Source organism: Vibrio hangzhouensis, from assembly GCF_900107935.1.
Taxonomy (GTDB): domain Bacteria; phylum Pseudomonadota; class Gammaproteobacteria; order Enterobacterales; family Vibrionaceae; genus Vibrio; species Vibrio hangzhouensis.
This window is the reverse complement of sequence record NZ_FNVG01000015.1, coordinates 19638-31769: the sequence shown is the minus strand read 5'-3', so window position 1 is coordinate 31769 and position 12132 is coordinate 19638. Positions and strand designations below refer to the sequence as shown.

Below are 12132 nucleotides of genomic sequence, written 5' to 3'. Positions count from 1 at the left end.
AGATATCCATGAAATTAACTATACGGACGTTACGAGTAGCAGCAGTTAGCCTGATTGCATCCAGTTGTCTGATCAGCCCAGCGATGGCAGCGAAGACATTGAAGTTACATCACCTAAATAACAATGACCCATTTGATAATCCAACCGGAGCAATGGCATCAGTGTTTAAGAGTCTGGTTGAATCCGGAACTAACGGTGAGGTGCAGGTTCAACTTTTTCCTAACTCACAACTTGGTAAAGATAGTGAAGTTATTTTTCAGGTAAAGGCTGGAGTCATCCAGTCGGGCATACACTCAGTTGGGGGTGTTGCAGCAGCTTACCCACTCATTGGAGTACTTGATGTTCCATTTGCTTATCCAAATATAAGCACGACTTACAAGGTCTTTGACGGCCCATTTGGTGACAAGCTTGCGGCCGATATTCAGGACAAAGCAGGTTTGCAGGTTCTTGGATTTGGTGATTCTGGCGGTTTCTTTGCGTTAACTAACTCTAAGAAAGAGATCCGTTCACCAGAAGACATGAAAGGCCTAAAAATACGTACGATGGGTCTAGATTCCCATAAAGCGGTCATTCAGTCCCTTGGCGGTCAGCCAGCGGCAATCGCATGGTCAGAAGTGTATACCGCATTGCAGACAGGCGTTGCGGATGGACAGATGAACCCAGTCCCCATCATTTCATTTGCCAAGTTTGCTGAAGTACAGGACTACCTGACACTGACTGGCCATTTGTTTACTCCTTATGTGTGGACTATCAATCCTGAGTTCTATGCGTCGTTAAGCGAAGAAGAGAAAGGTGTTATTAACTACGCTGCTCACTCCGCAATTGTCGCGGGTCGTGGAATGGCTCGTGCTATCGAGGCATCGGACAGGGGTCTAGAACAGTTGAAGAAAACCATGAAAGTCTATACTCCGACTGCAGAAGAGCGTAAGGCATTCAAAGAGATGTCTCAGCCAGTGGTAATGAAAGTCATTGCCGAGAAATATGGAACTGAAGGTGTAGAAATGATGAATGCATTTCTTGCCGCTATTGAAGAATCATAAAAAAGGGTCACAGGGCGGTAATTACCGCCCTTTCCGGAGATAAAAATAATGAGTTTTAAAATTACTCCAGGCTTTCAATTGGTTGGCAATTCTTCCTGTGTTGATGCCAACGCGCTCGGCGAGAAGCACCTGAAAACGCTCAACCCAGCCGGCTTCAAGGCAGCCTACAGCGAGATTTCACATTGGCCAGACTATACACCGACACCTTTGGAAGTGCTCGATAACGCGGCTAAGGCCATCAATGTTGCAGGTGTATTCTACAAGAATGAGTCCACTCGATTTGGCCTGGGCAGCTTTAAAGCCCTTGGTGGTGCCTACGCAGTTTCCAATTTGCTGAAGCGAATCGTAAAAGAGTCAGGTGTTAAAGGTGATGTCAGCGATCTGGATTTACGCTCTGGAAAATATCGCCAAATAATCGAGGGTGTAACCATTACATGTGCTACTGATGGTAACCATGGCCGGTCTGTCGCTTGGGGATGCCAGCAATATGGTTGCCAATGTGCCATCTATATTCACGAGACCGTGAGTGAAGGCAGACAAAAGGCCATAGAGCAATATGGAGCCAGTGTAGTTCGAGTTCCCGGGAACTATGACGACGCAGTGCGCCAGGCTGATCAAGATGCCAAAAATCTCGGTCGTTACATCGTTTCTGATACTTCATATGAAGGCTATATGGATGTGCCGAAAGATGTGATGCAAGGTTACACCGTCATGGCTGATGAGGCGTTCTCTCAATTGCCTGAGGGTACCGTTCCTACGCACATTTTTGTACAGGGCGGTGTAGGCGGCCTTGCTGCTGCAGTTGTTGCTCAGGCATGGCAACGTTATCGGGCTCAGCGCCCCGTTTGCGTGGTAGTAGAACCGGAAAAAGCCGATTGCCTGTATAAGAGTGCTGAGGCTGGGTACCCCGTCACCGTCGAAGGAGATCTCGATACCTTGATGGCTGGTCTGGCATGCGGTGAGGTTTCGTTGTTGGCCTGGGAAATTCTGGAAGCGGCAGTAAGTCACTTCATGACTGTCAGCGATGAATCTGCTATTGACTGTATGCGCTTATTAGCAGGAAGCGAACTGTGTGCTGCTCACGAGATTATCGCTGGTGAATCTGCGGTAGCCGGATTAAGTGGGTTATTGCTGGCTTCTCAAGATGAAGGCGCAAGACGGACGTTAGGGTTAGATGAAAACAGCTGCATATTGTTGATAGGTAGTGAAGGGGCAACAGATCCACAGCTTTATCACGAGTTGGTAACGGAGTTTATGGCTGGTGAAGAGGTGGTTTGATGGCTATGGAAACGACAGTGTCATTATCTGTTAACTCTGATCGTTTGCAGAGTCGACTATACAAATTGGCTGAGATGGGAGCTCTGGAGGGCGGTGGCGTATCTCGTTTAGCCCTTACTGATTCCGATAAAATGGGACGCGATTTGGTTGTCAGTTGGATGACAGAACTGGGACTTGATATTGCCATCGACCGGATAGGAAATGTAGTCGGTACTCTCAAAGGTCAGACCGACCAACCCGCAGTCATGATGGGATCACATATCGATACGGTATCTACTGCTGGAATATTTGATGGCAATCTGGGCGTATTGGCTGGGTTAGAAGTCATAGAAACGATAGTCGATGCTGGCATCACACCAGTTCGTCCACTTTCTGTTGCCTTCTTCACCAATGAAGAAGGCTCACGTTTTGCGCCAGATATGATGGGTAGTGCGGTATTTACAGAGAGTCTAGCGCTTGAAACTGCTCTTGAAACAATAGGGATTGATGGAAAGAGCGTAGCGGATGAGCTTGCACGCATTGGTTATCTGGGGGAGGACACTTTTCCGAGCGTTAGCGATACAGTATCGGCATACATTGAACTGCATGTTGAGCAAGGTCCAGTTCTTGATGAACTTGCTTTGGACATCGGGGTAGTCGAGGGCGTTCAGGGAATATCCTGGTCTGAGTACACTTTCCATGGAACCTCCAACCATGCAGGTACGACGCCCATGTCATACCGGCAGGATGCAGGAGTTGTGGCTGCCGCCGTTATGTCATATGTCCATCAACTGGCTGAATCTATGCCTAACAATCAGTTAGCGACAGTTGGTTCAATAGAGTTCAGGCCTAATTTGGTAAACGTTATTCCCAATTACTCGAGAATAACGGTAGATCTTCGAAATAGTAATGAATCCGAGTTAAAACGGGCTGAATCTGAATTAGAGGCCTTCATTGCCTCTTTGGTGAAAAAACATGGGGTTCGTGTTGAAAAGAAGGTACTAGCTCGCTTTGAGCCAGTTATTTTCGATAGCAATATGGTCGGAAAGATCGAAAGTCTGGCAAAGGAAAGTGGCATGTCGACGAAGCGAATGTTCTCTGGAGCAGGTCATGATGCTCAAATGTTTGCGCCTCATTGTCCAACGGCAATGATATTCGTACCAAGTCAGGATGGCATCAGCCACAACATTCATGAACATACCACCCCTCGTCAAGTGACTAACGGAGCAAATCTTTTGCTTCAGACAATATTAAAACTTTGCATGTAAAAAAGGAGTTGTTTGCATGTCTAGAATACTCACGGTAGGAGTTGCCCAACTAGGGCCCATTGCCCGTAATGAATCCAGAAGTGAAGTCGTTACGCGCCTGATCAGTCTATTGACACAAGCTCACCGAAAAGGGTGCACGTTTGTGGTTTTTCCAGAGCTAGCGTTAACGACATTCTTCCCCCGTTGGTTCATTGAAGACCAAAATGAGCTTTCCAAGTTCTACGAAACTGAAATGCCCAATGAAGACACCAAACCGTTATTTGATAAAGCCGCTGAACTGGGTATTGGATTCTACCTGGGGTATGCGGAGATGACTCAGGATGATGAAAGCTCGGTGCAACGTTTTAATACCTCTATTCTGGTGGATAACAAAGGACAGATTGTCGGTAAGTATCGTAAGATCCACTTACCCGGACACCAGGAAAATGAGCCTTGGCGACCTTTTCAACACCTAGAGAAGCGTTATTTTGAGCGTGGGGATTTGGGCTTTGGAACCTGGGACTTCATGGGAGGGAAAGTTGGTATGGCCCTGTGTAATGATCGTCGATGGCCAGAGACGTACAGAGTCATGGCTCTTCAGGGAGCCGAGATGATAGTGCTGGGTTATAACACTCCAATGCATTACCCACCGGTGCCACAACATGACCACCTGCAGGGGTTCCACAACCATGTTGTAATGCAGTCGGCAGCTTACCAGAATGGTTGCTGGGTGATTGCTTGCGCCAAAGCAGGTAATGAAGAGGGCTGTGATCTGTTAGGGCAGAGCTGTATTATTGCTCCTACAGGGGAGATCGTTGCTTTGGCATCGACTGTTGATGATGAGTTGATCGTTGCTGAATGTGATTTCGAACGTACCAAAGAAATTAAAGAGAACATCTTTAATTTCGACTTGCATCGAAGTCCTGAGGAATATGAAATCATCAGTCGTCCAATTGAACAAGGCAGCGAGCCAAGCCAATAACCTTTAGACCACCCATAGACTTTTTGGCCTATGGGTGTCCCAAAGCTCACTGAGCTGATAGCCAGATACAAAATCACCAATTCTACGAATGCTTATTACGCTCACTGCACTAAGCGTCATTGCCTGCAGATATATTGAATTAATCCCCTTACAGTAAAGCAGCTCTGTCGCATGCACTATCACCCTGGTGCAAACAGATTTTACTTTTAATGGTCCTGCGTTAAAAGGTGCGTTTGCCAAGGTTAAACCGGTAAAAATTTACTATCTTTAAAGAGATAGCGGAGGTGCCGGCAGCTGGTACGCAAAGTAAAACAGTGTTCGATTCCATACAACAAACTGCCGGGTATATAAGGGAGGAATACCTTTAGGAATAACATGGACCCGCAACTACTCTCGATTCACTATCGCGATCCACTCTGGATAGCCATCGCCTTTATATGTGGTCTGGCAACAAAAGCGCTGGGATTACCGCCGCTTCTGGGCTTTCTGGTCGCAGGTTTCGTGCTCAATGCGCTGGGCGCCGAAGGCAGTGGGCTCCTGGGCGTACTGGCCGACCTTGGCATCACACTTCTGCTGTTTTCTATTGGATTAAAACTGAGGCTAAAGTCTCTGGCAAAGCCTGAGGTGTGGGGCACGGCAACACTGCACATGATGATTGTGACGGCGCTTTTCGCGCTCTCGGTGCTGCTGCTGTCCTATACCTCTATCCCGCTCCTTACCGACCTGACGGCTGAGAGCGCTTTAATGATAGGGTTCGCCCTCTCTTTCTCCAGTACGGTTTTCGCGGTAAAGGTGCTTGAAGAGAGCGGAACCAGCAATACCTTACACGGGCAGACGGCGATCGGAGTGCTGGTGGTACAGGATATTGCTGCAGTCGTTTTTATCGCTGTCTCAATGGGAAAGCTGCCCTCGTTATGGACTCTGGCGCTCGTTGCCCTGATCCCGCTAAGGCTGGTTTTGTATAAGATACTGGACCGGGTCGGCCACGGTGAACTGCTGATTCTATTTGGTATTACCGTAGCGCTTATCGGTGCCGATCTGTTTGAGCTGGTGGGGATCAAAGAGGATGCTGGTGCACTGGTGTTCGGTATGCTGCTGGCAAACCATCCAAAATCTACCGAACTGGCCAAGCAACTGCTCGGTTTCAAAGAGCTGTTTCTGGTCGGCTTCTTTCTCAGCATCGGTATGACCGCCATTCCCGGCCTGAGCGAAGTTCTGGTCGCTCTGCTGCTGCTCTTGTTGCTGCCGATAAAGGTCGCTATCTATTTCGGCCTGTTCAGCCGGTTTAATCTGCGAAGCTCCTCCTCCTGGCGCGCATCGCTTGACCTTGCCAACTACAGCGAGTTCGGTCTGATCGTTGCAGCCATTGCCGTCTCCTCTGGCTGGTTACCGGGCGAATGGCTGGCGACCATTGCACTCGCGCTCTCCTTCTCATTTATCCTTTGTGCACCGCTCATCAATGTGCGCGATCACCTGTATGCAAGGTGGAGAACCGAGCTAAAACGGTTCGAGCGCAAGCGCCGGATAGAGGGGGAGGAAAACCTGGAACTGGCGCATATCAAGGCGGTGGTGTTTGGTATGGGAAGAATGGGCGTCGCGGCCTACAACGCGCTGGAACAAAACTATTCCGGCTGCATTGCCGGCGTGGACGTAGACAGGGAAAGGGCATCCAAACTGACAGCGCTCGGCCGAAATATGGTTGCCGGAGACGTAACCAACCCCGATTTTTGGCTCAGAGCACCGGAGCTTCATCACGGGCTGGAGTGGGTTCTGCTCACCCTGCCAAACCATCAGGCAAACGTAAACTCTGTGCTGCGCCTGAAGGAGATGGGCTACCAGGGGCGTATCGCGGCTACAGCAAAATACCACGACGAAGAAGACGAGCTAAAAGCGCTCGGGGTCGATCACACCTTCAATATCTACACCGTAGCCGGTCTCGGATTCGCCAGTGAGCTGAAAACCTTCCTGGAAAAATAGCAGCCCCAACCGTTTACCGGCCTGAACGGATTACTCCGCACTATCAAACCTGAGGTAATCCAGATTCATCCAGTCCGGTGTAGCCAGAGTCTGGGCGGGCATAGCCGGTAAACAAAAATTCATCATTCGCCACATTAGTTCTGGACAGTACAATGCCAGCAACAAATTGGGTTTTTCTTCGACCAGGTAGATCTGGCTGTTGTTGCCCTTCTTAGAGATGAAGCGCAGCACCTTACCGGTACCCGAACCGGCAAAATTGCACAGCTGTGAGCGCATGTTTTAGTACCTAAACTCAGTACAAAACTGCGAAAACAAGAAGTATGAATACAAAAAGGGCGATAAGTCAGTAACTTATCGCCCTTTCCAAACGTTTGGTGGAGCTGGCGGGATTCGGTAATCTGTCACCTGACCAACTGTAAGTCTCTGATATACAAGGAGGGTACATCGTTGGGTTTCCTGAAATGTAGCACACCTTGTAGAACACTTCTAGCTCGGTTCAGTTCCCTGTTTGGGAGTTGAACTATCGTCTAGCTTTGAAGGAGAGCCATACTACTGGTTGTTCGGGAACTCCTTCTTGTCTTTAATCCGTAGTTTTCGATTTCCCTTCGTGTATCCCATACGCCAACGACATAGGAGAGTGCAGCTGACAGCTACGTTTTCCGCATTGTGTAGCAGCGTCAAGGGTACGCAGCATATGTATATGAAGTTACAGGTCTTTGTTGCATAATTAATATGTATGGTGACAACGAGTGATTCCGAAGGGGAAGTGTAGATGACAAGTTGGTTCAACAAAGCTTTGATAGAAGTGGCTCAAAAATTACGTCCAATGCAATCTGACTTTCCTGATTACAAAGAGATAGACCGTTACACAGTCCTGTTTTCGTTAGGAGAGCAGGAGTTTCTATTGAGAGAAGTTGAAGGGGATAGTGTACAGGCATTGTTGAGGAGAGATGACGGAAGTTGGGCGAAAGAAATGACTCAGTTTGCTGTGGGAGACTTAGCCAGCGCTCAGTTTGATATACGGCATGAATATCGACATTGCTACTATGACTACACAAATAAGACGTTGTTCGCGTTAGCGACCCAGCTCTCTATTCATAAGGTTCTGCACGTAATCGAATGGGGATGTTATCAAGTACCCAACGTAGTCATGAGATTTAAGAAACTTCGGCAGCCGACAAGGCTTTCGGTTCTCATGGCGATTGAACAAATTACAGTGGGTGACCCCTACATTGACATCAACGCAACACGAGTTTGTAATCATCTATATGGCACTAGGTCAGTGTATAACTCTAAGCGCTCATCATTGGTCAAACGAGTTGGTTTGATACTGGAATCATTGGCGGAGTCGCAAGAGCTGAAGGCTACACAAAGCATTAATTTCCGAGTGACAGGAAAAGCTCTAGTTACGACAGAACATCTATTGGAAGAGCGGAATAAGGAGCGGCGGAGCGAGCGTAATGCTACTGCTATGCGTTGGTTAACAGCAGCTTTGGTAGTAATTGGTATGTTCCAATCGGAACTGCTTCGAACCGAGTTTTACATTAGCATCGATACAATTGTCAGCACGCTCTCTAGTCTTCTTGGTGATATACATACAAAGGGTTAGACTGACAACTAGTCGTTTAACTCAAAGCTTCGCGGTATATCCAAAGTACCTCGGCAGCTCTGAGCTAGTTAGCGCCTCTGAGACAATGTCCCTCATCTTTTCTGCATGGGAAGTTGACCATCCGTATGCAGTTAATACCGCCAGTTATTCCAAGGGTGTTCGCCAGTCCTCTCTAAGTAGAAGTCATCGATAGCTTGCCTCACAGCGCATTTATGGGCTTTGTTCCCGCCTTCTAGGTGCATTCGTAAACCGCCTGGTATTAAAAAACCTGATGCAACGCTGAAAGGTTCGGCGTGGCAAAGAGGGCATGGGGAGCGCCACGTAACGTCATGGTTTTGCGCTATTAATGCTTGACCAATAGGTGTATCGACAAAATCGTAAAAGCTCTCGAAGTCTCCCTGCTCGGTAACCTTTTGGATGAATTCCGTTAAACGGGTTGCAAGTGGATGATTTCCGACTTTTTGAGCTTTAACCAATAGCTCTTCCATTGAATGAAGGAGTGCTTTCTTTTGCAACAGGGCATCTAGCTTTTGATGAGTTTTGTCGTACTCAGATGCGTTAGAGCTTTGAGCTAACTTCTCGCAATGATGTGATAGAAACTCATCGTTAATCATATCGAGCTTTTCTTTTAGTTGATGGTTCAATGACGCATTATGGTTGGATGTTTTCGTCATGATTAATCCCTCTGCTTTGTAAATGCTACAACCTTTTGGTTTGCAGAATAGCACCAAGTGTATCTAGGTCAGCAGTTAATAATCTCTGACTTTTCTTAGCCACTGAGGAAAGCATATTGGCGAAAAAATACTTAAAAAATCTGAGTGACCATTATCAATTACATGTTCTTGAATTTCCCCCCATACCCCCACCAGTGATGTAGCTTGTGGTAAGCCTTACGAAGAAAAGTGTCTGACTTTGTATGTGGGCTCTAGTTCGGTCTCGTCGTACAGTCACCAGCAGCGTCTATCGCGATGAGCATATGTGAGTGTCCGAATGTATACCTTTCGGTCACTGTCCGTTATTTGTGTCCAAAAGTATTGACTTTGATTTACGGACATGGTTAATCTAAAAGCATCAAGAGCTTACGGACACATTGAGGGCGACATGGCTACTTACTTCAACGCTAACGTTCTACCTACGACACAAGCGGACGCGCTTCACATCACACTGAGCAACGGCTTAGAGGTCTTGGTTTGGAAGAACACAAAGACAGGTAGCACGGTGGCTACACGTTTAGACACAGACGAGACGGTCTACCACAGCGCTAGCTCTATGCGTAAAACGCTGTCGTCTTGGGAGAATGAGTCGACAGAACAAGAAAGCTCTGAGACAAAGTCAGGGCAGCATGTCGGCTACATCAGGGTATCTAGTGTCGGACAGAACACAGACCGTCAGCTCTCAGGCGTGAAGCTAGACAAAGTGTTTGAGGAGAAGGCTAGCGCCAAGACAGTAGAACGTCCTATCTGGAAGCAGTGCTTTGAGTTCCTGCGAGAAGGCGACACGTTACATGTACACAGCCTAGACCGTGTGTGTCGTTCAGGGGCAGGGGATGCGCTTGAGATAGTCGAAAGCCTTACAGCTAAGGGTGTAGGCGTTAAGTTCCACAAAGAGGGCATGGAGTTCTACAGTGAACCTACAGCAGCACAGCGTGGCGTTTTAAATATCCTAGCCAGCATCGCTCAGATGGAACGAGAGCTCATCAATGAGCGTCGACGTGAAGGGCAGGCTGAAGCCAAGGCGAAGGGCAAGCACATAGGTCGCCCTAAGAGCAAAGAGCTAGACGTCGAGACAATGAGCGACATGCTAGAGAAGGGCATGAGCATAGCTGCAATGGCTAGGGAGCTTGGAGTGTCACGTCAAGCGCTGTACCGTCGACTAGAAGAAGCAGGACTGAAGTAGTTAACGACCAATCCCACCAGCAACAAGGACGTCTCTCAGAAGCTTGTAGGCGTCCTCGTGTCTTACCCTGCCTTTACTGAAATAGACTTCAAGCTCTCATGTCGAGACCCCCTTGTAACTCATTGATTCATTGAGCCTTGGAATTCATGCCCTTTATAGGCGGAAGCCGTAAGACAGCAGATAGACTCAAGCATATGTTAAAACTCTTGAATTCATGCCCTTTATAAGAGAGAAGAGCTGAGACGCTATCACTCCATCCTCTTTCCTACCTAATACTTGTCGATTGTCACGACCTAATGGCAACACTGAGCTAAGACAAACAGACTCACGCACTGGAGTAGCTCAAAGGCATTCACCTCGCAAACTCACGGCTTAGTAGTACGTTATCGTCTAGACCTTGGGTAAGTCTATACGGTTAGAGTAATTCACCCTGACGCACCTAGACACTGAAGCATCGTAGCAGACGTATTTGGTGCAGGGCGTGGATACTTAAAGTGGGACTTAAAGACTTTGTTAACAGTGGTTTAACCATTAAAAGGTAGTAGTCTAAAAGCTACTTTAAGAACACCTTAAAGCCTCTTTTAGTGTTGTGTGGCTAGTGATTAAATCATCATCCCACAAGCATTAAGCAGTACTAGATAGCGTCTTCAGATTGTCTTTAAGACACTCCAAAGAGTCTCCCTATGTTCCCTTTATATAGGGTGGCAATCTACGACAACAAATAGGCTAAAAAGTACACACATGAACAGTTACAAAGTTAGAGGGCTTGAAGACTATCTCCTTGTCGACATGTTACAAGCTGTCTTCAAGGCTTCTGTCGATAAGCAATTCAGGACTAATGCTCAGATGAGCGTGCTCGTCACAATCCTTACACATGCGAATGGAGCGCTCGAGTGTATTGCTAGTTATGAGCAACTGACTCAATGGACTGCTTTGAGTCAGCGCACAGTGCAAACTCACGTAAAGGCGTTATGCGACGATGGGTGGCTAACGTACAGTAAAGGTAACACGGGTTACGCGAACGTCTACCAAGTTCAAGTTGATAGGTTGTGTCGCTATGCGAAGTATTACCTTCCCCAATCACAGAGTGAAGTGACCAAGTATAAAGGCCACAAACGCAAGACTCACTACAAGTCTCTGGGGTTCAACACCAAGGACAGACCTTACGTTCTTCGAGAAGATGAAGACCTGTCTTTGGTCGAGGATGGTACTTACTTCGTTAGACCGAATGAGCAAGTGGTATACCTTATGCGTGACTTGGGCGGTCACATGCAAGCCATAGACACCAGAAGACTGAGTGACTTTGACCGTGCATACAAGTCGCGGGTACAGATGAGCTTCGAGACAGACAAAGCACTTGTCTCACTTGAGGATGTACCTTACTAGCTCCACACCTTCACCTTTTACGTAGTCTTCTGTCACTGAATCACCTCACCCCCTGTACCTACGAACAACACTTAACGGCTACCACTAGCCAATCTAAACACAAACCCAACGCTTAACCGCAAAGCCACACTGTCAGCAAGTCACTACGAATCTTCGTTGGTGTAGCTGGCTAAGTGGGGCTTACGGTGTGGCTTTACGATTAAGGATTCAAATCTATGAACAATCAAAACACCAACAACCTAACTAATGCAGTACGCCCACTTAAGCTCTTCTGCGACGGAGCTGCGCCTGATAACCAAAACGGATGTAAACGAGGTGGCGTGGGCGTTGTCGCTTACGACACACATGGACGAACTGTCTATGAGTACTCTAAGCCAATCATTGAGCAAGGCGGTACGACAAACTCTAAGACAGAGCTCTATGCTCTCGCTCATGCATTGACGCTATCATCAGGTCTAGACTCAATCCACTGCGACAATAAGTATGTCGTTGATGGCTACAACATGTGGCTCGATGGATGGAAAGAAAAGGGGTGGCGGAAAGCAGACAAGAAACCTGTCGCACACTCGGACTTGTGGCGGCACATCGCAGAGCTTAAAGCGGCACGCCCCGACGTACAGGTGATACACGTCAAAGGACATGCAGGCATAAAGGGCAATGAACACGCAGACGAGCTAGCGAGTAAAGCTGCACGAGGCTAACAGAAGAACATTAAGGCAGCACCAAGAGGAAAGGCTC

11 protein-coding genes are annotated in these 12132 nt (G+C 47.7%); 9 read left to right on the top strand and 2 right to left on the bottom strand.

Going from position 1 to position 12132, the window contains the following annotated elements; genetic code table 11:
* The first annotated feature begins 8 nt into the window (after nucleotides 1-8).
* From C4S60_RS14995 to C4S60_RS14975, 5 genes are all read left to right on the top strand, one after another.
* The gene (locus C4S60_RS14995; protein WP_103881172.1) at nucleotides 9-1040 is read left to right on the top strand and encodes a TRAP transporter substrate-binding protein; all 1032 of its coding nucleotides are present in this window, start codon (nucleotides 9-11) and stop codon (nucleotides 1038-1040) included.
* A 48-nt stretch (nucleotides 1041-1088) separates the two neighbouring features.
* Nucleotides 1089-2318: a diaminopropionate ammonia-lyase gene (locus C4S60_RS14990; protein ID WP_103881171.1), complete on the top strand. Its 1230-nt coding sequence runs from the start codon at nucleotides 1089-1091 to the stop codon at nucleotides 2316-2318.
* Nucleotides 2318-3565, top strand: a complete 1248-nt coding sequence (locus C4S60_RS14985; protein ID WP_208623272.1) for a M20 family metallo-hydrolase — start codon at nucleotides 2318-2320, stop codon at nucleotides 3563-3565. Before C4S60_RS14990 ends, C4S60_RS14985 begins: the two co-directional genes overlap by 1 nt.
* A 16-nt stretch (nucleotides 3566-3581) precedes the next feature.
* Entirely contained in the window at nucleotides 3582-4526 is a 945-nt protein-coding gene (locus C4S60_RS14980; protein WP_103881170.1) for an N-carbamoyl-D-amino-acid hydrolase, read from the top strand.
* A 375-nt stretch (nucleotides 4527-4901) separates the two neighbouring features.
* On the top strand, nucleotides 4902-6503 hold the full coding sequence (locus tag C4S60_RS14975) for a cation:proton antiporter family protein (RefSeq protein ID WP_103881169.1): 1602 nt from the start codon (nucleotides 4902-4904) through the stop codon (nucleotides 6501-6503).
* A gap of 30 nt (nucleotides 6504-6533) precedes the next feature.
* On the opposite strand, the gene C4S60_RS14970 is transcribed toward C4S60_RS14975, so the two are convergent.
* Nucleotides 6534-6779 (bottom strand): hypothetical protein, encoded by a 246-nt coding sequence (locus tag C4S60_RS14970; RefSeq protein ID WP_103881168.1) that lies wholly within the window; start codon nucleotides 6777-6779, stop codon nucleotides 6534-6536.
* Nucleotides 6780-7275: 496 nt separating this feature from the next.
* On the opposite strand from C4S60_RS14970, the gene C4S60_RS14965 reads away from it, so the two are divergent.
* A complete protein-coding gene (locus C4S60_RS14965) occupies nucleotides 7276-8112 on the top strand; it encodes a hypothetical protein (protein ID WP_103881167.1) in 837 nt (278 codons plus the stop codon).
* Between the two features lie 131 nt (nucleotides 8113-8243).
* Here C4S60_RS14965 and C4S60_RS14960 read toward each other — a convergent pair whose 3' ends face one another.
* Nucleotides 8244-8786 carry a hypothetical protein gene (locus tag C4S60_RS14960; RefSeq protein WP_103881166.1) on the bottom strand — a complete coding sequence of 181 codons (543 nt, stop codon included), beginning with the start codon at nucleotides 8784-8786 and terminating at the stop codon, nucleotides 8244-8246.
* Nucleotides 8787-9165: 379 nt separating this feature from the next.
* Here C4S60_RS14960 and C4S60_RS14955 point away from each other — a divergent pair, with 379 nt between their 5' ends.
* The 3 genes from C4S60_RS14955 to C4S60_RS14945 all read left to right on the top strand — a co-directional run bounded on the left by C4S60_RS14955 (nucleotide 9166) and on the right by C4S60_RS14945 (nucleotide 12095).
* Nucleotides 9166-10008, top strand: coding sequence for a recombinase family protein (locus C4S60_RS14955; protein WP_244183117.1), 843 nt, complete (start codon nucleotides 9166-9168; stop codon nucleotides 10006-10008).
* Nucleotides 10009-10749: 741 nt separating this feature from the next.
* Nucleotides 10750-11394, top strand: coding sequence for a helix-turn-helix domain-containing protein (locus C4S60_RS14950; protein WP_103881165.1), 645 nt, complete (start codon nucleotides 10750-10752; stop codon nucleotides 11392-11394).
* A 215-nt stretch (nucleotides 11395-11609) separates the two neighbouring features.
* Nucleotides 11610-12095 carry an RNase H family protein gene (locus C4S60_RS14945; RefSeq protein WP_103881164.1) on the top strand — a complete coding sequence of 162 codons (486 nt, stop codon included), beginning with the start codon at nucleotides 11610-11612 and terminating at the stop codon, nucleotides 12093-12095.
* Nucleotides 12096-12132: the final 37 nt, after the last annotated feature.